This window comes from Kitasatospora sp. NPDC057542 (assembly GCF_042801945.1).
Lineage (GTDB): Bacteria > Actinomycetota > Actinomycetes > Streptomycetales > Streptomycetaceae > Kitasatospora.
Window position 1 is genome coordinate 1 of record NZ_JBHVFE010000095.1, and the last position, 23449, is coordinate 23449.

At 74.1% G+C, this 23449-nt stretch carries 22 protein-coding genes and 3 pseudogenes; 8 read left to right on the top strand and 17 right to left on the bottom strand.

Annotated elements, in window-relative coordinates; genetic code table 11:
- Window positions 1-215: 215 nt before the first annotated feature.
- Window positions 216-710 (bottom strand): hypothetical protein, encoded by a 495-nt coding sequence (locus ACFU7Y_RS14840; RefSeq protein ID WP_380768132.1) that lies wholly within the window; start codon window positions 708-710, stop codon window positions 216-218.
- A 677-nt stretch (window positions 711-1387) separates the two neighbouring features.
- Between ACFU7Y_RS14840 and ACFU7Y_RS14845 the strand changes: the two genes are divergently transcribed.
- From ACFU7Y_RS14845 to mug, 3 genes are all read left to right on the top strand, one after another.
- On the top strand, window positions 1388-2467 hold the full coding sequence (locus tag ACFU7Y_RS14845; RefSeq protein ID WP_380768145.1) for a M24 family metallopeptidase: 1080 nt from the start codon (window positions 1388-1390) through the stop codon (window positions 2465-2467).
- Window positions 2468-2576: 109 nt separating this feature from the next.
- Entirely contained in the window at window positions 2577-3620 is a 1044-nt protein-coding gene (locus ACFU7Y_RS14850; RefSeq protein WP_380768134.1) for a phosphatase PAP2 family protein, read from the top strand.
- Window positions 3621-3634: 14 nt separating this feature from the next.
- Complete coding sequence (mug, locus tag ACFU7Y_RS14855) at window positions 3635-4192, top strand: G/U mismatch-specific DNA glycosylase (RefSeq protein WP_380768147.1); 558 nt, start codon at window positions 3635-3637, stop codon at window positions 4190-4192.
- A 77-nt stretch (window positions 4193-4269) separates the two neighbouring features.
- Here the strand turns inward: mug and ACFU7Y_RS14860 are convergent.
- Window positions 4270-4602, bottom strand: a pseudogene (locus ACFU7Y_RS14860) (LysR substrate-binding domain-containing protein); the annotation flags it as partial.
- A gap of 1 nt (window position 4603) precedes the next feature.
- Here ACFU7Y_RS14860 and ACFU7Y_RS14865 point away from each other — a divergent pair.
- A pseudogene (locus tag ACFU7Y_RS14865) lies at window positions 4604-4999 on the top strand (zinc-binding dehydrogenase); the annotation flags it as partial.
- A gap of 28 nt (window positions 5000-5027) precedes the next feature.
- On the opposite strand, the gene ACFU7Y_RS14870 reads toward ACFU7Y_RS14865, so the two are convergent.
- Complete coding sequence (locus ACFU7Y_RS14870) at window positions 5028-5966, bottom strand: sigma-70 family RNA polymerase sigma factor (RefSeq protein WP_380768135.1); 939 nt, start codon at window positions 5964-5966, stop codon at window positions 5028-5030.
- A gap of 74 nt (window positions 5967-6040) precedes the next feature.
- On the opposite strand from ACFU7Y_RS14870, the gene ACFU7Y_RS14875 reads away from it, so the two are divergent.
- Window positions 6041-6730, top strand: coding sequence for an NAD(P)H-dependent oxidoreductase (locus ACFU7Y_RS14875; protein ID WP_380768136.1), 690 nt, complete (start codon window positions 6041-6043; stop codon window positions 6728-6730).
- A gap of 21 nt (window positions 6731-6751) precedes the next feature.
- Here ACFU7Y_RS14875 and ACFU7Y_RS14880 read toward each other — a convergent pair whose 3' ends face one another.
- The 13 genes from ACFU7Y_RS14880 to ACFU7Y_RS14940 all read right to left on the bottom strand — a co-directional run bounded on the left by ACFU7Y_RS14880 (window position 6752) and on the right by ACFU7Y_RS14940 (window position 19275).
- Entirely contained in the window at window positions 6752-7708 is a 957-nt protein-coding gene (locus ACFU7Y_RS14880) for a M48 family metalloprotease (RefSeq protein WP_380768138.1), read from the bottom strand.
- 3 nt (window positions 7709-7711) lie between these two features.
- The gene (locus tag ACFU7Y_RS14885) at window positions 7712-8137 is read right to left on the bottom strand and encodes a BlaI/MecI/CopY family transcriptional regulator (RefSeq protein WP_224284029.1); all 426 of its coding nucleotides are present in this window, start codon (window positions 8135-8137) and stop codon (window positions 7712-7714) included.
- 194 nt (window positions 8138-8331) lie between these two features.
- Window positions 8332-9195, bottom strand: coding sequence for a zinc metalloprotease HtpX (htpX, locus tag ACFU7Y_RS14890; RefSeq protein WP_224284028.1), 864 nt, complete (start codon window positions 9193-9195; stop codon window positions 8332-8334).
- Window positions 9196-9348: 153 nt separating this feature from the next.
- Complete coding sequence (locus ACFU7Y_RS14895; protein WP_224284031.1) at window positions 9349-10893, bottom strand: NADH-quinone oxidoreductase subunit N; 1545 nt, start codon at window positions 10891-10893, stop codon at window positions 9349-9351.
- Between the two features lie 56 nt (window positions 10894-10949).
- On the bottom strand, window positions 10950-12530 hold the full coding sequence (locus ACFU7Y_RS14900) for a NuoM family protein (RefSeq protein ID WP_224284027.1): 1581 nt from the start codon (window positions 12528-12530) through the stop codon (window positions 10950-10952).
- A gap of 53 nt (window positions 12531-12583) precedes the next feature.
- Window positions 12584-14644 (bottom strand): NADH-quinone oxidoreductase subunit L, encoded by a 2061-nt coding sequence (locus tag ACFU7Y_RS14905; RefSeq protein ID WP_380768139.1) that lies wholly within the window; start codon window positions 14642-14644, stop codon window positions 12584-12586.
- A complete protein-coding gene (nuoK, locus tag ACFU7Y_RS14910) occupies window positions 14641-15033 on the bottom strand; it encodes an NADH-quinone oxidoreductase subunit NuoK (protein ID WP_380768141.1) in 393 nt (130 codons plus the stop codon). Before nuoK ends, ACFU7Y_RS14905 begins: the two co-directional genes overlap by 4 nt.
- Entirely contained in the window at window positions 15033-15728 is a 696-nt protein-coding gene (locus tag ACFU7Y_RS14915; protein ID WP_374120117.1) for an NADH-quinone oxidoreductase subunit J, read from the bottom strand. The genes nuoK and ACFU7Y_RS14915 overlap by 1 nt, the downstream gene beginning before the upstream one ends.
- On the bottom strand, window positions 15728-16285 hold the full coding sequence (locus ACFU7Y_RS14920) for an NADH-quinone oxidoreductase subunit I (RefSeq protein ID WP_224284489.1): 558 nt from the start codon (window positions 16283-16285) through the stop codon (window positions 15728-15730). The genes ACFU7Y_RS14915 and ACFU7Y_RS14920 overlap by 1 nt, the downstream gene beginning before the upstream one ends.
- Window positions 16282-17241, bottom strand: a complete 960-nt coding sequence (gene nuoH / locus ACFU7Y_RS14925; protein ID WP_374120116.1) for an NADH-quinone oxidoreductase subunit NuoH — start codon at window positions 17239-17241, stop codon at window positions 16282-16284. Before nuoH ends, ACFU7Y_RS14920 begins: the two co-directional genes overlap by 4 nt.
- Window positions 17238-18260 carry an NADH-quinone oxidoreductase subunit C gene (locus tag ACFU7Y_RS14930; RefSeq protein ID WP_380768143.1) on the bottom strand — a complete coding sequence of 341 codons (1023 nt, stop codon included), beginning with the start codon at window positions 18258-18260 and terminating at the stop codon, window positions 17238-17240. Before ACFU7Y_RS14930 ends, nuoH begins: the two co-directional genes overlap by 4 nt.
- Window positions 18257-18943, bottom strand: coding sequence for an NADH-quinone oxidoreductase subunit B (locus tag ACFU7Y_RS14935; protein ID WP_224284523.1), 687 nt, complete (start codon window positions 18941-18943; stop codon window positions 18257-18259). The genes ACFU7Y_RS14930 and ACFU7Y_RS14935 overlap by 4 nt, the downstream gene beginning before the upstream one ends.
- Complete coding sequence (locus ACFU7Y_RS14940) at window positions 18934-19275, bottom strand: NADH-quinone oxidoreductase subunit A (RefSeq protein ID WP_374120121.1); 342 nt, start codon at window positions 19273-19275, stop codon at window positions 18934-18936. Before ACFU7Y_RS14940 ends, ACFU7Y_RS14935 begins: the two co-directional genes overlap by 10 nt.
- 364 nt (window positions 19276-19639) lie before the next feature.
- Between ACFU7Y_RS14940 and ACFU7Y_RS14945 the strand changes: the two genes are divergently transcribed.
- A complete protein-coding gene (locus tag ACFU7Y_RS14945; protein ID WP_374120120.1) occupies window positions 19640-20860 on the top strand; it encodes a sensor histidine kinase in 1221 nt (406 codons plus the stop codon).
- A 189-nt stretch (window positions 20861-21049) separates the two neighbouring features.
- Here the strand turns inward: ACFU7Y_RS14945 and ACFU7Y_RS14950 are convergent, their stop codons facing one another.
- Window positions 21050-22213 carry a S1C family serine protease gene (locus ACFU7Y_RS14950; RefSeq protein ID WP_380768149.1) on the bottom strand — a complete coding sequence of 388 codons (1164 nt, stop codon included), beginning with the start codon at window positions 22211-22213 and terminating at the stop codon, window positions 21050-21052.
- Between the two features lie 170 nt (window positions 22214-22383).
- Here ACFU7Y_RS14950 and galE point away from each other — a divergent pair.
- Window positions 22384-23352, top strand: a pseudogene (galE, locus tag ACFU7Y_RS14955) (UDP-glucose 4-epimerase GalE); the annotation flags it as partial.
- A gap of 10 nt (window positions 23353-23362) precedes the next feature.
- Entirely contained in the window at window positions 23363-23431 is a 69-nt protein-coding gene (locus ACFU7Y_RS14960) for a universal stress protein (RefSeq protein WP_380768151.1), read from the top strand.
- Window positions 23432-23449 lie beyond the last annotated feature (18 nt).

Sequence of the window (23449 nt, forward strand, 5' to 3'; positions counted from 1 at the left end):
CGTCTTCGGCGCCGCGCCCCGTCGTGCTCTTCCCGTCCGGCCGCGGGGTGCGCGCGTGGCGGTTCCACGGGATCGCCGCCGGCTTCCGCCCGGAGGACGTCCGGGACCGCCCTGCTCCGCCGCATCGGTCGGCACCGGCGCGCCGGTGCCCCCTCCTCGCCCTGACCGCCCCGGCCCGCGGCCGGGCGATCCCCACGAGCACGGGGCCGACCAGGTCAGTCGGCCGGCTCCGCCCAGCCGCCGGTGCTGCGGTGCCGGCCCAGGCCGACCGACTCGAACTCGTCCGCCCGGCCTTCCTCCGTGCGTGCGCCGACCTGCCGCAGGGCACGGGATATCGGGGTGCCCTCGGCCGGGGCGGGCTCGAACTCGCCGATGGTGAGCGGGCCGAGGACGACCCTGCCGTCCGTCCAGACGGCGGCACGCTGGGTACCACTGCCGCCGAAGTACTCCGCCTCGACGCAGGCGATCGGGCCGGCTTTCGACCAGGCGGCCAGCCGGAGTTCGAAGCCGTCCGAGTGCCAGCCGAACCCGGCCCCGCCGCCGGGCTTGCGCACGCTGCCGTCCCCCTGGAGCGCGGCGCGGACGGCGGAGGTGACCGGGATCAGCGCAAGCCCCTGTGCCAGCGGGACCACCCGGGCCGCCGGAACCTCCGCCGCCGCCACCGTCAGCAGCTCACATGTTCCGATCAGCGCCTGGAGTTCGTAGGACATGCCGGACATGGTGTCCCACGGCACCGACAGTCGGCCCGGAATTTATGATTCCGTGCCCGGCCGGAGACCGTAGAGCAGACTGCCGGGCACCCCCGGCGCGGACCGCGGCCGGCCCCGGAGCCGTTCCTGCCGCTGGTCCCAGTGCCGGCCTCGGCGCCGATCTCGCCGCCGGTCACCCGCTCGGGCGCGTGCGCGTGCGGCGGCCGCGGCGCCCGGGTGGACTGGCCGGGTACGGCTCGTCCACCCGGGCCCTTCCCCCGGCTCCCGAGCAGCCGGGCGCTTCCGGCCGGGGCCGCACGGAGGAGGACCGCATGCATTCCACGGACACGCTCCCACCGAACCGAACGGTCACCGCCCCGGCCACGGCGCTCCGCGTTCTGGCCCGCGTCCTCCTGCGTCTCGTCCCGGCACTCGTGTTCCGGCTGCCGACCGCGCCGGCCGCCGGCCGGGGTGGCGCCGGCCCCCGCCGGGGTCCGGGGTCACCGTCGAAGCCGCCCCGGTCCATGGAGGACCGGCCGGCCCGCCGTCCGGATCGCGGCGGTGCCTCTCCGAGGGCTTCGCCAACTCGGCGAGGAAGTGATGGAGTTGACCCGACGGCATCTCAGCCGAGCCCGTCCGGCCCCAGAGGAGGAACCGCCGTGCCCCGCCCCTTCACCGTCGAGGACCACACCGCCCGGATGGCCCGTGCCACCGCCGAGGCGACCGCCGCCGGGCTGGCCGGCCTGGTCGTCGCCCCCGGCCCCGACCTGGCCTACCTGTGCGGCTACTCGCCCACCGCGATCACCGAGCGGCTGACCGCCCTCGTCCTCACCGCCGGGAACGAACCCGCCCTGGTGGTCCCCAAGTTGGAGCGGCCGGACGCCGAGAAGGCGGTCGGTGCCCCGGCCGTCCGGCTGCTCGACTGGTCCGACGGCGAGGACCCGTTCGCCACCGCCGGCCCCCTGCTCGACCCGGCCGGACGGTACGGCGTCTCCGACAACACCTGGGCACTGCACCTGCTCGGCTTCCAGGCCGCGCTGCCCCGCGTCTCCTTCACCTCGCTCACCGACAGCCTGCCGATGCTGCGCGCCGTCAAGGACGCCGAGGAGCTGGACCGCCTGGCCGCGGCCGGCGGCGCGGCGGACGCCGCCTACCGGCGCATCCTGGAGGTCGACTTCGCCGGCCGCCGGGAGACCGACGTGGCCGCCGACCTCGGCGCGCTGCTCATCCAGTACGGGCACAGCCAGGTCGACTTCACCGTGGTCGGATCCGGCCCGAACGGCGCCAACCCGCACCACGAGGCCGGCGACCGGGTCATCCGTACGGGTGACACCGTGGTGCTGGACTTCGGCGGCCTCAAGGACGGCTACGGCTCCGACACCACCCGGACGGTGCACGTCGGCCCGGACGTTCCGGACGAGGTGCGGAAGGTGCACGAGCTGGTCCGGCGGGCCCAGCAGACCGCCTTCGAGGCGGTCCGCCCCGGGGTCGCGTGCCAGGAGATCGACCGGATCGCCCGGCGGGTGATCACCGAGGGCGGGTACGGCGAGTACTTCATCCACCGCACCGGCCACGGCATCGGCACCACCACGCACGAACCGCCCTACCTGGTCGAGGGCGAGGAGCGGCCGCTGGTGCCCGGCATGTGCTTCTCGATCGAGCCCGGCGTCTACCTGCCCGGCCGGTTCGGGGTGCGGATCGAGGACATCGTCACCGTCACCCCGGCCGGCGGCCGCCGCTTCAACAACACCCCGCACGAGCTCGGCATCGTGGCCTGACCATGTCTGAGCGTGTGTCGAACCGGGTGCCGACCGAGTCGGCTGTTCTTACGATCCGGTCATATTTCACCCAGTGTCCTCCAAGCTTGAGTTGCTAGTTTCGGTGCGCATGACCAAGACCCTCCGCCCGGCCCCGCACCACGTGCGGGCCGGGCAGCCGCGCCCGGTGCCTCCGCCCCGACCCCGCGTGACGGGCTGGTCGAGACTCCGGTGGCTGGCCTGGCCGCTCTACCTGACGTTCTTCCTCTGGTTCCTGCGCACCGAGGGCATCCCCGCAGCCAACGACGTGCTGTTCCTCTGGCTGATCGCCGCCCTGCTGACCGCCGCCGTGCACAGCGGGCACGGCCCCCGCGGCTTCCTCCTGGTCCTGCGCGACTGGGTCCCGGTGATGGCCGTGGTGTGGACGTACTCGCTGCTGCGCGGCTACGGCGCGCACACCCCGTGGGCCCCGCACTGGCTGCCGCAGCTCCGCTTCGACGAGGCGCTCGGCCTCGGCGAGACCTGGACCGTCCGGCTCCAGCACGCCCTCTACACCTCCGGCTCGCCGCACTGGTACGACTACGCCGCGGTGGCCGTCTACCTCTCGCACTTCTTCGTCGTCTTCCTGCTGCTCGCGGTGCTCTGGCGGCGCGCGCACCACCGGTTCCGGCAGCTGCTCGCCTGCTACCTGACGCTCACCTTCGCGGGCTTCGCCACCTACATCCTCTATCCGGCCGACCCGCCGTGGCTGGTCTCCCAGGAGGGCAACCTGCCGCACCTGTCCCGGGTGGTCTGGGAGGTGATCTCGGTGAGCGGGCTGCCGCAGGCCGACTCGCTGCTGGAGAACGGCAGTCAGTTCGCCAACGACGTCGCCGCGATGCCCTCGCTGCACTCCGCCTACCCGGCGATGCTGCTCTTCTTCTTCTGGCCCACCGCCGAGCGCTGGCTGCGGGCGGTGCTGGTCGCCTACCCGCTCGCGATGACCTTCACCCTGGTCTACGGCGCGGAGCACTTCATCATCGACGTCTTCGTCGGCTGGGCCTACGCGGCCGCGGTGGTGTTCGGTCTGCGCCTGCTGCGCAACCGCCGCTCCGCTGCCGCGACTTCGGCTCCGGCTCCGGCGGAGGGCCCGACGGAGGCCCCGACGGAGGGCCGGGCAGACTTGGCCGGGTGAATCCGAGCGCACCGATGAAGCCCACCGCCGAGCAGCTGCTCGCCGCCAGGGACACCACCATCCCGGACGTCACCGGGCCCGGGCTGCGGGTGCTGTTCTGCGGCATCAACCCGGGCCTGTGGTCCGGCGCCACCGGTCACCACTTCGCCCGCCCGGGCAACCGCTTCTGGCCCGCCCTGCACCGCTCCGGCTTCACCGGACGCCAGTACCGGCCGGACGAGCAGCAGGAGTTGCTCGCACTCGGCCTGGGCATCACCAACGTCGCCCCGCGCACCACCGCCAAGGCCGACGAGCTGACCGCCGAGGAGCTGCGCGAGGGCGGCGCCGCGCTGCGCGAACGGGTGCTGCGGCTGCGCCCGCGCGTCCTGGCCGTGCTCGGCATCGGCGCCTACCGGACGGCCTTCGGGCAGCGCCGGGCCGCGCTCGGGCGACAGTCGGAGGGCATCGGCGACACCGAGGTGTGGGTGCTGCCGAACCCCAGCGGCCTCAACGCCCACTACACCCTGGACGGGCTGGCCGAGGAGTTCCGCACGCTCCGGGAGGCCGTCGAGGACCGAACCGTCGGGAGCTGAGCCGCCGGGGCCCGGGTCGTCGGGGGCCGGGTCGTCGGGGGCCGGACCGCCGACAGCCCGGCCGGCAGCGGCAGTTCGCGCAGCTCGCGGATCAGCGCCCGGACGGCGGCCGTCCCGGCCAGCTCGGGCGTGGCGACGTACCCGACGGAGCGGCTCGGCGGCTGCGGTCCGAGGTCGGTGACGGAGAGGCCGGCCGGGGCGCCGAGCAGCGCCGTCCGGGGCATGATCGCCATGCCCAGGCCCTGGGCGACCAGCGAGACGGCCACCGTGTCGTCCTCCACGTCCACCGTCGCGGGCGGGATCCAGTCCTGCCGCCGCCACCAGTCCCGGGTGTACGAGCCGCAGTTCTCGTCCCAGTCGACCAGCGGGAGCTCGCGCGGCGCCGGGTGGCCCTGCGGGTGCGCGAGCGCGGAGCGCCTGCGCGAGGCCGCTCCCGAGGGGCTGCACGTCTACCTGGACAACGTCGGCGGCGACCACCTGGAGGCCGCCATCGGCGCCCTGCGCGACCACGGCCGGATCGCCTGGTGCGGCGCGGTCGCCCAGTACAACCGGCTCGGGAACCCGCCGGCCGCGCCGTGCAACCTGTTCGACGTGGTCGGGAAGAGCCTGCGGCTGGAGGGCTTCCTGGTCCGCAACCACCTCGACGCCCGGCCGGAGCTGTACGACTTCCTGGTCCCGCACCTTCGCTCGGGCGCCGTCGTCCCGGACGAGACGGTCGTGGACGGCTTCGACCGGGTCGTGGACGCCTTCCTCGGCATGCTGCGCGGCGCCAACACCGGCAAGATGCTGGTCCGGATCGCCGACTGACCGGGCTCGGCCGACCCCGACCACGCGCTCACCCCGGCAGTACGGCCAGTTCGAGCGCGGCGAGCCGGGCCGGGTCGGCCACCACCTCGTAGCCGGCCACCCGGCCGTCCGCGACCGCCACCCGCAGCACCAGCCGCAGCCGCCCGTCCGGGGCGATCAGGATGCCGGGCTCCCCGTCCACCAGGGCCACCGCACCGTAGCGGGCCCGGCGGCCGAAGACCGTGGTCTCCCGGGCGACGGCCTGCGCGCCCCGGGCCACCAGGGCCCGGCCGGGCCCCAGGGCCGCCGGATCGGCCCGCCGCACCACGTCCGGGGCCAGTACGGCCAGCAGGTCCGCCAGGTCCCCGCCCCGGGCGGCGGCCAGGAAGGCCTCCACCACCCGCCGGTGCCCGGCCGACGGCTCCGGGGGCGGCGAGACCGTGCCGCGGACCCGCTGCCGGGCCCGGCTGGCCAGCTTCTTGGCGGCCGCCGGAGTCCGCCCGACGATCGGCGCGATCCGGTCGAAGGGCACCGCGAAGCCGTCGTGCAGCACGAAGGCGACCCGCTCGGCCGGGCCCAGCCGGTCCAGCACCACGAGCAGCGCCCGGCCCACCGACTCGACCAGCAGCGCCTCCCGCTCCGGCTCCGGGCCGCCGCCCGCCGCGTCCGGCAGCGCCTCGTCGGTCGGCTCCTCGCGGCGCGCGGCGCGGGCCCGCAGCAGGTCCAGGCAGATCCGGGAGACCACCGTGGTCAGCCAGCCGGGCAGGTTGTCGATCTCCGCCGGATCGGTGCGGACCAGCCGCAGCCAGGCCTCCTGCACGGCGTCCTCGGCCTCGCCGGTCGAGCCGAGCATCCGCTGGGCGATCGCCCGCAGCCGGCCGCGCTCGGCCTCGAAGCGCTCCGCCGGCGCCCCGGCCCTCCGCTCCGAGGCCGCTCGCCCGGCCGGTGCTCCCCCGGCCGCCGCTCCCGGCATCGCGTCCCCGTCCATCGGTCACCTTTCCTCGGCGCGGCTCGTCACCGCTATGACGATCCGTCCCCCTCCGAGGTGACCGGGAGACCACCATGACCTCCACCACGCTGCTCCACCTGGACTCCAGCATCAGCCCGTCCGGCTCGGTCAGCCGCGCCCTGACCGCCCGCTTCGCCGCCGCCTGGCGCGTCCGGCACGGCGTCGCCGCCCGACACCGGCACCACGACCTCGCCGCCGACCCGGTACCCCCGGTTCGCGCGGCCTACGACGCCCTCGGCCGCCGCACCGAGCGCAAGGGGATACTCCCGCTGGACGACATCGGCCGCCTCGCCGAGGGGCCGGACGAGGCGCACGAGTGGGCGCTCAGCCGCCCGCTGATCGAGGAGCTGCGGGCCGCCGGCACCCTGCTGATCGGCAGCCCGATGTACAACTACACCGTCTCGACCGGCCTCAAGGCGTGGATCGACCGGGTCACCTTCCCCGGTGTCCACCACGACCCGGAGACCGGCGCGCCGCTGCTGCGCGACACCCGCGTGGTGGTCGTCGCGGTCCGCGGCGGCGGCTACGGTCCGGGCACGCCGCGCGCCCACTGCGACTTCCAGGTCCCGTACCTGCGGGCGTACTTCGACCGGATCGGGGTCGCGGCGGAGCACCTGCACGTGGTCACCGCCGAGCTCACCAGGGCCGCGGACATCCCGGCGCTGAACGCCCTCCAGCCGCTCGCCGCCGAGTCCCTGGCGGCGGCCGAGGCCGCCATCGACGAGCTGGCCGCAAGGCTCTGAGCCGTCCGGGCGGGCGGGCCGCTACAGCGGGGTGACGGCCTTGAGCACCACCAGCAGGGCCACGGCGGCGTTGAGCGCGCACAGCGCCGACGCGGCCGTCCCGACCGCCGCGACCATCGCCGCCAGTCCCGCCGGCGTCTTGGCCGGCGGCCAGTTGCGGGAGGTCGGCACCGGGCCGAGCAGCGCCGCGACCCGGCGCGGCACCGGGCCGGCCGCCGCGGCCGGGGCGGCGAAGGCCGCGAAGCCGGGCGCCGGGGCGGCGTGCGAGACCAGGGCCGCCCGGGCCACCGCCCGCGCGGTGATCCGGCGGTCCCCCACGGCCTGCGCCGATTCCTCGTCCGCCCAGCGCTCCGCGCTGTACGCCACCGCCTTCTGCAACGGCCGCAGGAACGGGTTGACGCAGGCGGCGAGCTGGGTGGTCAGCAGGTACCGGTGGTGCCGGTGGCGCAGGTGCGCCCGCTCGTGCGCGAGCAGCGCCTCACGCTCGTCGGCAGCCAGGCCGGCCAGCATCCCGGTCGAGACCACCACCCGGCCGGGCGATCCGGGCAGCGCGTAGGCGTACGGGCTGCGGTCCGGCAGCACCGCGAGGTCGCCGCTCTCCCCCGGCCCGGCGGGCAGCCCGCTCAGTGCCCGGCGGGCCCGGCCCCGCACCCGAAGGTGCCGGACGGTCGTCCGGGCGCAGGCGAGGCCCACCAGGGCCAGCAGCCACATCGCAGCCGTGCCGACCGTCTCGTGGTACGGCAGCGCGGCCCGCACCTCCGGGTCTGACCAGCTGTCCGGCAGCGGGTTGCCGGGGATCTGCGCGGTGCCCACCACCCCGATCAGCCCGAGGCAGAGCGCACTGCACACCGCCATCACCGCGCTGATCACGGTCATCAGCCGGGTGGCGCCGCGCGGATGCAGGTGCTGCTCGGTCAGGCGCGCGATCGGGACCGCGGTGAGCGGCAGGACGAGCGGGAGGAAGACGAAGAGGCCCACGGGTCAGCTCTCACGGTCGGGCGCTGCCGGATCGGCGGACGCGGCGTCCAGCAGCGCCCGGAGCAGTTCCTCGTCGTGCGGCAGCAGCGCGCTGACGAAACTGGCCAGGACGGCGTCCCGGTCCGCTTCCCCGTCGAGCATCCGGCGCATCCGCAGCGCGGCCAGACCGGCGGCGTCCGAGGAGGCCTGCCAGAGGTAGGAACGGCCGGAGCGGGTCCGGGTCACGGCGTTCTTGGCGTGCAGCCGGGACAGGATGGTCATCACCGTGGTGTACGCCAGGTCGCCCTCCAGGCGTTCCTGGACCCATCCCGCGGCGGCCGGGCCGGGCGCCTGCTGGAGCACCCCGAGCACCTGAGCCTCCAGCTCGCCCTGGCCGCGTCGTCGGGCCGGCGCGTCCCCGGCCGCCGGGACGTTCCTCTCGTCTGCCATGACGGCCCACTCCCTCCGGATGCCGCGCCCGGACCGACGGGCGCGGGTTCATCCTAACGAGCACGGGGCCGCGCCGAACCGGTCGGAGCAAGGGGTTCGGGGGCGTACGGCGCCGCCCCCGCCGCCCGAGGGGCCCGCCTCGGCGGGATCACGCGGCGGCGGCGGTGCGGGAGGCGCGGAGGCCGGTGGCCGCGCTACCGTCCGTACCCCGCCATCCGCTCCAGGCGGGCGATGCGCTCGGCCATCGGCGGGTGGGTGGAGAAGAGCCGGGCGCCGGTCTCGCCGGGGCGGAAGGGACTGGCGATCATCATGTGGCTCGCCGTCTGGAGCTGCGGCTCGGGCGGGAGCGGCAGCCGACGGGTGCCGTCGTCGAGCTTCCGCAGGGCGCTCGCGAGGGCGAGCGGGTCGCCGGTGATCCGGGCCCCGTCGGCGTCGGCCTGGTACTCGCGGGAGCGGCTGACCGCCATCTGGATCAGCCCGGCCGCGAGCGGGCCGAGGATCATGATGGCGAGCATTCCGAACAGCCCCGGGCCGTCGTCGTCCTCGTCGCGCCCGAACGGGATCAGCCAGGCGAAGTTCACCAGGAACATCACCACCGAGGCGAGCGCCCCGGCCACGGAGGAGATCAGGATGTCCCGGTTGTAGACGTGGCTCAGCTCGTGCCCGAGCACGCCCCGCAGCTCGCGTTCGTCCAGGATCTGCAGGATGCCCTCGGTGCAGCAGACCGCCGCGTTGCGCGGGTTGCGGCCGGTGGCGAAGGCGTTCGGGGCCGGGGTCGGGGAGATGTAGAGGCGGGGCATCGGCTGGCGGGCCGAGGTGGAGAGCTCGCGGACGATCCGGTACAGCCCGGGTGCCTCGAACTCGCTGACCGGCCGGGCCCGCATGGCCCGCAGCGCGATCTTGTCGCTGTTCCAGTAGGCGTAGGCGTTGGTCCCGAGGGCGACCAGCAGGGCGATCACGAAGCCGGTGCGGCCGAAGAGGCTGCCGATCACCAGGATCAGCGCCGACAGGCCTCCGAGCAGGACCGCGGTCCTCAGTCCGTTGTGCCGGCTGTGCACGTCAGGCCCTCCAATGGCGCGGTGGGGAAGCCCTTTCTGCCTCGTCCCTCTTGCCCGGTCAACGGGTGGGGCCGGGGACCTTGTTCCCTTGTGACCGACGCGACACCGCCGCGGGGCCGCCGGGCCGCACCCCCGGCTCGGCGCGGCGCGGGCTCAGAACAGCGACCCGCCCGCCACCTGGAGGACCAGCTGCGGCGCCACCGAGAGGACCACGGCGACCGAGGCGGTGAGCCCCAGCGTCGCGGTGAGGCTCGTCGGCAGGCGGTGCCCGGCAGTGGCCTCTCCGAGGGGCGCGTCGCCCGCCGGGGCGAACAGCCGGGCCGTCCACAGCAGGTAGTAGTACAGGGCGACGACCACGTTGACGGCCATCACCACGGCGAGCCAGCCCAGTCCGGCGTCGACCGCCGCGCGGAACACCACGACCTTGCCGAACAGGCCGACCACGCCCGGCGGCAGCCCGGCCAGGCAGAGCAGGAAGAAGGCGAGCGCCAGCGCCGTCCAGCGGCTGCGGGCGAACAGGCCGCGGAAGTCGTCCACGCTGGTCCCGGCCCGGCGTCCGACGGCGGCGACCACCCCGAAGGCGCCGAGGTTCACCACGCCGTAGATGAGCGCGTACGCCGCGGTGGCGCCGAGGGGGTCGACGCCGGTGGGCGCGTAGCCGGCCGCGGCGAGCGGCACCAGCAGGTACCCGGCCTGGCCGACCGAGGACCAGGCGAGCAGCCGCACCGCGCTGTACCGGGTGTCGAAGCGCTGCCGCAGCGCGCCGACGTTGCCGACGGTCATGGTGACGGCCGCCAGCACGGCGAGCACCAGGCCCCAGGTGTGGGCGTACGGGCGGAAGGCGATGGTGGTGGCGAGCGCGAGCCCGGACAGGCCGGCCGCCTTGCCGACCACCGAGAGGTAGCCGGCCACCGGCAGCGGGGCGCCGGTGTAGGTGTCGGGAACCCAGAAGTGGAACGGGACGGCGGCGACCTTGAAGGCGAAGCCGACCAGGGTCAGCACGGCCCCCGTCTCGGCCAGCGGCTTGAGCTGCCCGGGGGCGTGCTCCAGGCCCCGGGCGACGGCGTCGAGGTGCAGGCTGCCGCCGGCCGCGTAGACGAAGCCGACGCCGAGCAGCATCACGGCGGTCGCGGTCACCGAGGAGACGAAGAACTTGAGCGCGGCCTCCGCGCCCCGGCCGTCCCGGCGCAGCGCGACCAGGGCGAAGGCGGGCAGCGAGGCGACCTCCAGGGCGATCACCATGGTGGCGAGGTCGCGGGAGGCGGGCAGCAGGGCGGCGCCGGTGGCGCTGGAGAGCAGCAGGAACCAGTACTCGCCGCGCGGCAGCCTCTCGCTCTCCACGGTGTGCACCGACAGCAGCGCCGCGATCAGCGCGCCGCCGAGGGCGAGCAGCTGGAACACCAGGGCGAAGTGGTCGGCGACGTACGAGCAGCCGCCGTTGTCAGACCCCCCTGCTACGTTCTGCACGCAGAAGGTCGCCCGGGGTGACGGTCCGGTGAGGGGAAGGAGCGCGATGAGGGCGAGGGCGAGTCCGGCCGCGGTGAGGCGGCCGAGCCACTTCTTGTGCCGCTCGGGCAGGAACAGGTCCGTGAGCAGCACGGCGAGGGCGGCCACGGCGGCGATCAGCGGGGGCGCGATCGCCACCCAGTCCACGGACTGGATCAGGCTGCCCGGGTTGGCTACGGCGAGGGAGGTCACAGTGTGCTGCCCCGTGGAGTGAGGTCCGAGTGCGGCGGTCTGGGCTGCGAGCACGGTCAGCCACCCCCGAGAAGGTGCTTGACGGCGGGGTCGGAGAGGCCGAGCAGCAGCGCGGGCCACAGGCCGGCGAGCAGGGTGAGCGCGGCCAGCGGCGTCCAGCTGACGGCCTCGTACGGGCGCAGGTCGGCGAGCTCGGCCACCGGTGCGGGCTGCCCGGGGTCCCCCATGCAGACGCGCTTGACCACGATCAGGAGGTACGCGGCGGTGAGGAGGGTGCCGAGGCCGGCCAGGACCATGTAGGTGACGAACGCGGGGCGCGACAGGCCGCCGGCCGGGTCGAACGCGCCGAACATGGCGAGCAGCTCGCCCCAGAAGCCGGCCAGGCCGGGCAGGCCGAGGCTGGCGACGGCGGCGAAGGCGAGCAGCGCGCCGAGCCGCGGGGCCCGGCCGTACAGGGCGGCGCCGGTGGCGCCGGAGAGGGTGTCGAGGTCGGCCGTGCCGTAGCGGTCCTTGAGCGCGCCGACGACGAAGAACAGCAGACCGGTGATCAGACCGTGGGCGATGTTGGCGAACAGCGCGCCGTTGACGCCCACCGGGGTGAGGGAGGCGATGCCGAGCAGCACGAAGCCCATGTGGCCGACGGAGGAGTACGCGATCAGGCGCTTGAGGTCGCCCTTGGATCCGGGGCGGGCCAGCGCCAGGCAGGCCAGTGAGCCGTAGACGATGCCGACGGCCGCGAAGGCGCCCAGGTAGGGGGCCAGGGTGGCGGCGCCGTCCGGCACGGCGGGGAGGAGGACGCGGACGAGACCGTAGGTGCCCATCTTCAGCAGCACGCCGGCGAGCAGCACCGAGCCCACCGTCGGGGCGGCGGTGTGCGCGTCGGGGAGCCAGCTGTGCAGTGGCCAGGCGGGGGCCTTGACCGCGAGCCCGACCAGGATCGCCAGCGCGGCGATCACCTGGGTGGTGTGGCTCAGGCCGCCGCCGTGCGCGGCGGCCAGGGCCTGCATGTCGAAGGTGCCGGCCTTGCTGCCGATCAGCAGGAAGCCGAGCAGCATCACGGCCGAGCCGAGCAGCGTGTAGAGGATGAACCGGTTGGCGGCCGGGACCTTCGCGCCGCTCCCCCAGCGGGCGATCAGGAAGTACATCGGGATCAGCACGATCTCGAAGGCCAGGAAGAAGAGCAGGAGGTCCAGCACCGCGAAGGTGGCGAGCATGCCGACTTCGAGGAGGAGGAACAGCCCGACGAAGGCCTGCGCGGACGGACGGGGCTCATCGGGGGTTCCGCCCCGGGCGTCCCCCTCCGGCAGCCGTTTCTCCGAGTACAGCGCGCAGAGGAAGGTGAGCAGCGCGGTCAGCACGATCAGCGGCAGCGAGATGCCGTCCACCCCGAGGTGGAGGCGCACGTGCAGGGCCGGGATCCAGGACACGTCGGTGGTGGCCTGCATCCGGGCGGGCTCGTCGTGGTCGAAGCCGGCCGCGAGGGCGACGGTGAGCAGGAACACCGCGCCGGTGACGACGGTGTTCAGCCGCAGTGCCCGCCGGTCGGCGACGGCCCGGTCCGGCCCGAACACCGGCGCCAGAGTGAGCGCGGCGCCGAGCAGCGGCAGCACCAGGAGGGCGATGAGGACTGCGTTCATCGGGGGCTCCCGGGAGCGGTCGAGGGGACGGAGGTGGAGGAGAGCGGCACCGGCTACACCGCCACCAGGACGGCCAGCAGGACGACCGCGGCCAGCAGGGCGCTGAGGTACGTCTGCGCGTTTCCGGTCTGCGCGAGCCGGACGGCCCGGCCCAGCAGGTTGGCACCCGCTCCGCTGCCGCGCACGTAGGTCTCGACGACCTCGCGGTCGAGGAAGCGGACCAGCTCGGCGGCGGCGCCCACCGGGCGGACGAACAGCGCGTGGTACAGCCGGTCGACGCCGAAGCCGTGCCGGGCCGGGCCGAACAGCGGGCCGAGCAGGGTGCGCCCGGGGTCGCCGACGATCACCTCGGTGGCCGGGGCTCCGCCCTGCTCGGGCACCCGGCCCGCGACGGCCGGGGCCGGACGGCCGGTGCCCAGCCGGGCGGTCGCCGAGCGCCAGGCGCCGTACGCGGCGAGCACGCCGACCACGGCGAGCCCGGTCCCGGTGACGGCGGTGACCGCGGAGGGCCGCAGCGAGCCGCCGTCCAGCAGCGCGGGCAGCCAGTCCGAGCGCAGACCGAGGACGCCGAAGCCCATGGTCGGAACGGCCAGCACCCACAGCGGCCAGCGCATCGCGGGCGGCTCGGCGGTGGCCGGGTCGGCCTCGTCGAGCTCGGGCGAGTACGGCGCGCCGTTCTCGTGGTCGGCCGTGACGGTGCCCCGGTCGGCGGCGGGCAGCACCTGCGGTGCGGCCGCGGCGGCACCGGCCGGGCTGTGGAAGGCCAGCAGGAAGAGCCTGGTCGCGTACGCGGCGGTGAGCAGCGCGGTGAGCCCGGCGGAGATCAGCACGATCCACCCGGCCGCCTGCGGCACCGCCGAGGCCGGGCCGAGCCCGTTGGTCAGCGCCTCGCCGTTGGCGGCGTGCTCGGCGGCGGTCAGCACCGCCTCCTTGCTGAAGAAGCCGGAGAACGGCGGCAGCCCGACCAGCGCGACCAGCGCGATGCCCATCGTCCAGTAGGCGTCCGGCACCCGCTTGCGCAGCCCCGGGATGCGGGACATCGCGGAGATCGAGTTGGTGTGCGCGGCGTGGATCACCACACCGGCGGCCAGGAACAGCAGCGCCTTGAACGCGCCGTGGCTGACCAGGTGGAAGACCGAGGCCTCGCGGTCCCCGGCGGCGAGCGCGCCGGCCATGTAGCCGAGCTGGCCGACGGTGGAGTAGGCGAGCACCCGCTTGAGGTCGTCCTGGGCGAGCGCGCAGAGCGCCGAGCCGATCATCGTCACGGCGGCCATCACCGCGAGCACGACCAGCGCCGCGCCCGACAGCAGGAACACCGGCAGCAGCCGGGCGACCAGGTAGATGCCGGCCGCGACCATGGTGGCGGCGTGGATCAGCGCGGAGACCGGGGTCGGGCCGGCCATCGCGTCCGGGAGCCAGGTGTGCAGCGGGAACTGCGCGCTCTTGCCGGCCACGCCGGCGAGCAGCAGCAGGGCGGTCAGCGTCGGGTGTCCGAGCCTGCCCTCCGTCGCGGCCGCCAGCACGTCCGTGACACGGAAGCTGCCGGCGTCCGCACCGAGCAGGAAGATCCCGAACAGGAACGGCACGTCACCGAGCTTGGTGACCAGGAAGGCCTTCAACGAGGCCGAGCGGGCGTCCGCGGTCTCCCAGTGGTGGCCGATCAGGAAGTACGAGCACAGGCCCATGACCTCCCAGCCGACCAGCAGCACGATCAGGTCGCCCGAGTAGACCACGAGGAACATCGCCGCGGTGAACAGCGAGACCAGCGCAGCGTACGAGGGGTAGCGCGGGTCCTCCTTGAGGTACGCGGTCGAGTAGACCTGGACGCAGGTGGCGACCAGGCCGACCAGCACCGAGATCAGCGAGCTGAAGCCGTCCAGGTGGAGGGCGAGCGCGATGTCCGGACCGCCGGTCGGGGTGAGCCGGGTGGCGGCGTCCAGGGCCTGGCCGGTGCCGAGCTGGAGGGCGACCACCAGGGCGAGCACCGCCGAGGCGGCGACCGGGACGATCGCCAGCGGCCGGGCCAGGCCGGGCGCCTTCTTGCCGACGGCCAGGGTCGCGGCGGCGCCGAGCGCGGGCAGCGCCGGGACGAGTGCGGGCAGGGCGAGGTTCATGCGGCGGCCTGGCCCTTCAGTGCCTCGGATCCGGTCGGCGCCTCGGCGCCGACGGGCGTCTCCTCGACGGCGAGCGTCTCGGCCGGGTCGCCGAGCGCGGTGGCCCGGTCGATGTCCGCGGTGCCCCGGGCCCGGAACAGCAGCAGCACGACGGCGAGCCCCAGCCCGACCTCGGCGGCGGCGACGGTGATGGTGAACAGGGTGAGCGCCTGCCCGGCGTGCAGCGAGTCCCGCAGCCAGGCGTCGAAGGCGACCAGGTTGAGGTTGACGGCGTTGAGCATCAGCTCGACCGACATGAGCACCAGGACGGCGTTGCGCCGGGCGAGCACGCCGTACACGCCGACGCTGAACAGCAGCGCGGCGAGGACGACGGGGTAGGCGAGGTGCATCAGCCCTCCTGCTCAGGGGTCGACTGCTCGGAGACCGCCGGAGCCGGCTTCGGCGCGGTGGCGGCGACCGTCCCGTCGGACCCGACCGGCCGGCCGGCGCGCAGCTTGCCCGCCCGCGGCGCCGGCACCCGCCGCTTGGAGCCGCGCGACAGCACGATCGCGCCGACCAGGGCCGCCAGCAGCAGCACGGACAGCGCCTCGAAGGGCAGCACCCAGTACCGGAACAGACTGGCCCCGGTGACGGCGGCCGAGCCGCCGCCCCGGCCGAGGTCGACCCAGGAGGTCCGGAAGGCGTCGACCACGAGCGTGACCAGCGTCCCGGCCGAGGCCAGCGCCACGACCAGGGCCACCCAGCGGTTCTTGGAGTCGGCGTCCGGCGAGCGCCCGATCGGTGCCTTGGTGAGCATCAGCCCGAACAGCACCAGGACGACCACCGAGCCGAGGTAGATCAGCACCTGCACCCAGGCGATGAACTCGGCCGTGAGCAGCAGGAACTCCACCGCCAGCCCGCCGAGCGCGACCACCAGCCAGAGCGCCGCGTGCACCAGCTGCCGGGTGGTCACGGAGACCACGGCCGAGCCGAGCACGGCGATGCCGACCAGCAGGAAGACGATCTCCTGGCCGGTCGGGGACAGGAACGAACGGGCGGCCGGCTCCAGGGAACCGGTCGCCGCGAGAAGCGTGGCGGCACCGATCACGCGTCGTCACCCTTCTCCTCAAGAGCCGCCGCGGCAGTCGCGGCCAGCTTGTCCGCCGCCTTGCGCGCGGTGGCGACCTCCTTGGGCTCCTCGGCCGCCGGGTCCAGCGCCGGCGGCGCGGGGACGGTCCACATCCACTCGCGGAGCTTCTCCCGCTCGTGGGTCAGCTCGTGGATGTCGGTCTCCGCGTACTCGAACTCCGGCGACCAGAACAGCGCGTCGAAGGGGCACACCTCGATGCAGATCCCGCAGTACATGCAGAGCGAGAAGTCGATGGCGAACCGGTCCAGCACGTTGCGGGTGCGGGCCCGGGCGTTCGGCTCGGCGGCCGGCAGCGTCTCCTTGTGGGAGTCGATGTAGATGCACCAGTCCGGGCACTCGCGCGCGCAGAGCATGCACACCGTGCAGTTCTCCTCCAGCAGCGCGATGACGCCGCGCGAACGCGGCGGCAGCACCGGCTGCACGTCGGGGTACTGCGCGGTGACGCTCTTCTTCGTCATCGTCCGCAGCGTCACGGCCAGCCCCTTGGCGAGGCCGACACCGGGAAAGCTCATGAGATCGCCACCTTGATGATGCCGGTGAGGGCCAGCTGGACCAGCGCGAGCGGGATCAGCACCGTCCACGCGAAGCGCATCAGCTGGTCCTCGCGCAGGCGCGGGTAGGTGACCCGCAGCCAGATGACCACGAAGGCCAGCGCGAAGGTCTTGAGGATCGTCCAGAGCCAGCCGAGCTGGTCCGGCAGCGGTCCGTGCCAGCCGCCCAGGAAGAGCACCGCGGTCAACGCGGACACCACCAGGATGCCCACGTACTCGGACAGCAGGAACAGTGCGAACCGCAGACCGGTGTACTCGGTGTACGCGCCGAAGATGATCTCCGAGTCGGCGATCGGCATGTCGAACGGCGGGCGCTGGAGCTCGGCCAGCCCGGCCGTGAAGAAGACGAACGCGCCGATGATCTGCCAGGGCAGCCAGTACCACTGCCAGGCGTCCACGATCCCGGGCAGCGACAGCGTGCCGGCGGCCATCGCCACCGAGGCCGCCGCCAGCACCATCGGCAGCTCGTACGACATCAGCTGCGCGGCCGTGCGCAGGGCGCCGAGCAGCGAGAACTTGTTCGCCGAGGCCCAGCCGGCCATCAGCTTGCCGATCACGCCGACGCCCATCACGGCCAGCACGAAGAACAGACCGGCGTCGACGGCCTGGCCGACGAAGCCGTCCGGGCCGACCGGGACCGCCAGCAGCACGAAGAGGTACGGCAGCAGCGAGACGGCGGGTGCCAGCTGGAAGATCCGGCGGTCCGCCCCGGCCGGGACGATGTCCTCCTTCTGCGCGAACTTCACGCCGTCCGCGACGAGCTGCGCCCAGCCGTGGAAGCCGCCCGCGTACATCGGGCCGAGCCGGCCCTGCATGTGCGCCATGACCTTGTGCTCGGTCTGGCCGATGACCAGCGGGAAGACCAGGAAGACGACGAGGGTGGCGACGCAGCGCAGCACCGTGTCGAGCAGGTTCACGTGCCGTCTCCGTCCTGGTCGGCCGCCCCGGCCGAGGTCTCGTCCTTCTGCTCACCCGGTTCGCCGGCCGACGGCTTCTCGTCGTGGGCGGGCACCGGGTTGTGCCAGGGCGCGTCGGAGGACCGGGGGCGTACGGGAGCCGCGGGCTCGGCCGTCGGCTCGCCGGCCGTCCGGTCGGCCCCCTGGCTCGCCGAGCCCTCCGACACCGACCGGGTCCGCCGCGGCCGGTCCGCCCGCACCGGCGGGGCACCCTCGGCCGGAACGGTCGCAGGAGCCTCGTCGGCCGCCTGGCTCGCCGAGCCCTCCGACACCGACCGGGTCCGCCGCGGCCGGTCCGCCCGCACCGGCGCGCCGCCCTCACCAGCGGCGGCGGCACCAGCGGCCGCCCGGGGCGTCCGCGCCGCCGCACCCGCCGCCCGCGCACCGCGCGCGGGCCGCTCGGCGACCGGCGGCAGGGTGCCCTTGAGCGGCCCCCACTCGTTCGGGTCCGGCACACCGGCCGGCTGCATCTTGCGCCGGGCCGGCCCGGCGCCGTGGTCGGACTCGCCCGGCTCCTTGGCTCCCGGCCAGTCCTTGGCGACCCGGGCGGCGAGCACGAACTCCTTGCGCAGCGGGTGCCCCTCGAAGCCGTCCGGCAGCAGCAGGGTGGCCAGGTAAGGGTGCCCGGGGAAGTCGATGCCGAACATCTCGTGGGTCTCGCGCTCGTGCCAGGCGGCACCCGCGTACACGGGGACGGCGGTCGGCAGCGCCGCCCGGTCGCGCGGCACCCGGGTGCGCAGCGCGAGGTGCCGCACGCCCGGCGCCTCGACGGCGGCCAGGTGCGCGACCACGGAGAAGCCCTCGGCGAGCTCGTCGACGGCGCTCAGCCAGTCGAAGAAGCCCAGACCCAGGACGTCCCGGGCGTTGGTGAGCGCCTCGATCCAGTTCTCGGCCGGGACGTCGACGGTGATCAGCCCGTACGCCTCGGCGCCGGTCGCCCACTCCCCGACCGACGCCGCGCACTGCTCGGCGGACGTCACGAGACCCCTCCCTGGGTCGAAGGGCCGGTCGGCGCCCCGGTCGGGGAACCGGCCTCGGAACCGCCCGCGGGCCCGGCCACCAGCGGGCGGCGCAGCGCCGCCGCGGGCGCGGTGTAGCGGTCCGGCAGGGACTCGGCGGCGATCTTCTCCTGGAGCTTGAGGATGCCCTGGAGCAGCGCCTCCGGCCGCGGCGGGCAGCCGGGCACGTAGACGTCCACCGGAATGATCTGGTCCACGCCCTTGGTGACCGAGTACGAGTCCCAGTACGGGCCGCCGGAGTTGGAGCAGGCGCCGAAGGAGATGACGTACTTCGGCTCGGGCATCTGCTCGTAGAGGCGCTTGACGGCGGGCGCCATCTTGTCGGTGACCGTCCCGGAAACGATCATCAGATCAGCCTGACGAGGTCCGGGCGCGAACGGGATGACCCCCATCCGGATGAAGTCGTGCTTGGCCATGGACGCGGCGATGAACTCGATCGCGCAGCAGGCCAGCCCGAAGTTGAAGCACCAGAGGCTGTAGCGGCGGCCCCAGTTGAGCACCACCTTGACGGGGTCCGGCGCGAGCCGGGCCAGCGGGCCGATGCCGCGGCGCTCGACGGCGCCGGGGCGCGCGGGGTCCGGCAGGCCGAGCGGGACGGGACCGCCCTGCGCGCCGCCGTGCGAGTGGGAGTGCGTCACGTCCATTCCAGAACACCCTTCTTCCAGGCGTAGAGCAGCCCGACCGCGAGGAAGCCGATGAACAGGAACATCTCGACCAGCGTTCCGGCGCCGTAACCGGCGGAGGCGAAGACGGTTGCCCAGGGGAACAGGTAGATCGCGTCGACCGCGAAGATCACGTACAGGAAGGCGTACACGTAGTAGCGGATCTGGGTGTGCGCCCAGTCCTCGCCCACCGGGTCCACTCCGCACTCGTAGGCGAGGAGTTTCTCGGGCGAGTACACCACGGGCCGCAGCAACCGGTTGGCGGTGAACGCCACGGCGACGAAGAGCACCCCGACGACGGCCATGAGGCCCATCGCGGCGTACGCGTCGAAGTAGCCGCTGCCGACCGCCGGGTCGGCCACGACGGCAGCCGTGTGCTTCCCCTCCATGTCTTCGCCTCCACCTCGGCCGTGAACCCGCCCTCAGGACAGTTCTACGACGTTTGTTCTCCCAGGCCCAACCATGGCCAAAGCGTGAGTCTAAGGGGACGGCTCCGCTCCGCCCGAACCCTGCCCGATCCGCAAGACGGCCGGTGGACACCCTGTCGGGCGTCCGGCGACCGGGCCCGGGGGTGGGGATAACCCCCGGCTGGGAAGATGTATCACCCCCATGGCATACGCCGCCCCCGGTTCGGGAAGCTTGGTCCAGCCGCACGACGAAGAGGGACGGTAGATCCGGATGAAGCCGCTGCACCGCGCCGTGGACGCCATCAAGGAGCAGGACGCTCGGATGGAGCGCCCGCCGCTGTACGGCAAGAGGATGTGGCACCAGATCGGCCGACTGCTGCTCAACCTGCCGCTCGGCATCTTCGGCTTCGTGCTGGCCGTGACCACGCTCTCGGTCGGCCTGGGGCTGTCGATCACCGTGATCGGCCTGCCGCTGCTGGCCGGCGGCCTGGCCGTCTCGCGCTCCCTGGGGGCGCTGGGCCGGCAGCGGGCCCGGTCGGCGTACGGCTCCGGGATCGACGAGCCGGAACCGGTGAAGCCCCGCCGCCCGGGGATGGTCGGCTACACCATCGCCCAGCTCACCGACCTGCTGAACTGGCGCTCGGCGCTCTACAACGTGCTGATGCTGCCCTGGGGCGTGCTCAGCTTCACGCTGACCCTGGTCTCGGTGATCGTGCTCTGGCCGGTGCTGCCCTGGGTGGTCCGCGCGCTGGCCGCGGTCGACCGCATCCTGATCGAGTCGCTGCTCTTCCCGGGCGCCCTGGCCGAGCGGGTGCGCGAGCTGGAGGACGACCGCGGCACCGTGGTCGACACCGCCGCCGCCGACCTGCGCCGCATCGAGCGCGACCTGCACGACGGCGCCCAGGCCCGGCTGGTCGCGCTGGCGATGGACCTCGGCATGGCCAAGGAGCGGCTGCGCGAGGTGGAGACCGAGGACGACATGGCGGCCGCCACCCGGATGGTCGACAACGCCCACGGCGAGGTGAAGCTGGCCCTCCAGGAGCTGCGCGACCTGGCCCGCGGCATCCACCCGGCGGTGCTCACCGACCGCGGCCTGGACGCCGCACTGTCCTCGGTCGCCGCCCGCTGCACCGTCCCCGGCGGGGTCCGGGTGAACGTCGACCTGAGCGGCCCGGACGGGCAGCCCGAGCGCCCGGACTCGGCGGTCGAGGGCATCGCCTACTTCACCGTCAGCGAGCTGCTGACCAACGTCTCCAAGCACGCCGGCGCCCGCTCCGCCTCGGTCGAGGTCTGGCGCTCGGACAACCAGCTGATGGTGCTGGTCCAGGACGACGGCAAGGGTGGCGCGGCCCCCTACCCGGGCAGCGGCCTGGCCGGGCTGGCCGAGCGGATCCGGGCGGTGGACGGGGTCTTCGTGGTGGACAGCCCCGAGGGCGGCCCGACCACCGTCACCGTCGAACTCCCCTGGCGCACCCGCACCGCCCGGCACTGACCCCGCCCGGCGCTGACCCCGCCCGCGCAGCCACCCGGCAAGGGGCGGCACGGCACGGACACGGCAGTGCGCCGGGACCCCGTCGAGGCGAGGCGGGGTCCCGGCGCCGGTCCGGTACGGCACCCGGTCCGCTGAACCCTTGCGCGGCGTGCGGCCCGGCGTCCCCGTACCGGGGCTGGGGGGAGGCGGTCAGGGCGTTCCCAGTTCACCGAGGGTGACGTCGACGGTCTTGGTGGTGCCGCCCCGGGTGTAGGTGACGGTGACGTGCCTGCCCGGGGTGAGCGAGGCGAGCGCGGTGGTGAGCGCGTTCAGCGAGTCGACCTGGGTGTCGTCGATCTTGGTGATGACATCCCCGGCCTGGAGCCCCGCCGAGGCCGCCGCGCCGCCCGGGGTGACCGCCACGATGACCGCGCCGGCCGGCTGGAACTGCTGGTTGAAGCTGGTCCGGGCGGTGACGCCGAGCGCGGCCCGGCCGGAGTTGGTGACCTTGCCCTGATTGATCAGCTGGTTGGCGATGTTGGTGATGGTGCTCGCCGGGATGGCGAAACCGATGCCGGGAGCGGCCGCGCCGTTGGTCTGCGGCTCGGTCGCGGCGAGCGTGTTGATGCCGATCACCTGGCTGTCCAGGTTCGTCAGCGCGCCACCGCTGTTGCCCGGGTTGATCGCCGCCGAGGTCTGCACCATGTTGCCGATGGTGGCGCCCGGCGACCCGGCGCCCTGGGGCTCGGTGACGGTCCGCCCGACGGCCGAGACGATGCCCTGGGTGACGCTGCTGGAGAGCCCCAGCGGGCTGCCCATGGCGAGGGTGATCTGGCCGATCTGGACCTTGCTCGAGTCGCCGAAGCTCGCCGGCTTGAGACCGCTCGGCGGGCTGCTCAGCCGGATCACCGCGAGATCGGAGTCGGGGTAGCTGCCGACCAGGGTGGCGTCCAGCGCCGTGGTGCTGTTGGCGAGGGTCACCGTGAAGGTGGTCGCGGTGCCGACCACGTGGGCGTTGGTGACGATGTCGCCCTTGTCGTCGTAGACGATCCCGGAGCCGAGGCTCTCGCCGGTGGTGATCTGCACCACGGAGGGAAGCACGTTGGCGATCACCATCTGGTAGGCGTCCTGCAACTGGGTCCCGCCGTTCGGCTGGCCGGGCGTCGGCGAGGCCTGCGGGGAGCCGGAGGCCGTGGGCGAGCCGGTGGCCGTGGGCGAGCCGGTGGCGGCGGCGGTGGCGGCGGCGGTGGACGAGGAGGACGAGCCGCTGCTGCAGCCGGCCAGCGCCAGCGCGGCCGCCACCACGACCGCGACCGCCCCCGGCAGCCGCCCGGACAGCGCCCTCGGCCCGGTCCGCCGCGGCCCGGCGGGCAGGCGGCGGATATGTTCCCTGTGACGGCGCACCTGGCTGCCTCCGATTCGTCACCACGCCGGGGCGCGGGCATGAGAGCACGAAAATCTTTGCCAGTTTTTCACCGTTTTGTCCGATTTGCGACCCCGACTCGCCCGAACGTGCCGATCGGATGCGCCCCTAGGATCGGCACATGACTTGGTTGATCACCGGCGGTGCCGGATACATCGGCGGACACGTCGTCCGACAGCTGCTCGACGCCGGGGAGCGCGTCGCCGTCCTGGACGACCTCAGCACCGGCGACGCCTCCAGGCTGCCGGCCGGCGTCCCCCTGATCGAGGGCTCCACCCTGGACCGCGCCGTCCTGGACGCCGCGATCCGCGAGCACGGCGTCGAGGGCATCCTGCACTTCGCCGCCAAGAAGCAGGTCGGCGAGTCCGTCGAGCAGCCGTTCCTGTACTACCGCGAGAACATGATCGGCCTGCAGACCGTTCTGGAGGCCGCCGCCGAGGGCGGGGTGAAGCGCTTCCTCTTCTCCTCCTCCGCCGCGGTCTACGGCATGCCCGACGTCGACCTGGTCACCGAGTCCACGCCCTGCGCCCCGATGAGCCCGTACGGCGAGACCAAGCTGGCCGGCGAGTGGCTGGTCGCCGCGGCCGGCAAGGCGCACGGCATGTCCACCGTGGCCCTGCGCTACTTCAACGTGGCCGGCGCCGCCTCCCCCGAGCTCTCCGACGCCGGGGTGTTCAACCTGATCCCGATGGTCTTCGAGCGGCTCACCGCCGGCCAGGCGCCGCGGATCTTCGGCGACGACTACCCGACCCCGGACGGCACCTGCGTCCGCGACTTCATCCACGTCTCCGACATCGCCTCGGCGCACGTGGCGGCCGCCAAGCGGCTGGCCGCCGACCCGGCCGGCGCGACCTCCCTGGTGCTGAACATCGGCCGCGGCGAGGGCGTCAGCGTCAAGGAGATGCTGGAGGTGATCGGCAAGGTCACCGGCTACGACACCACCGCCGAGGTGACCCCGCGCCGCCCCGGCGACCCGGCCCGGGTCGTGGCCTCCGCCGACCTGATCCACCGCGAGCTGGACTGGACCGCCCGCCACGACGTGACCGAGATGGTCTCCTCCGCCTGGGACGGCTGGTGCAGCCGCCACCCCGGGGCCGGTCCTGGGCTCGGTCTCGTCCCACGTCACCCAGCACTCCCCCTGCCCCGTCGTCGTCGTCCGAGGAGCGTGACCGCCATGGACATCAAGC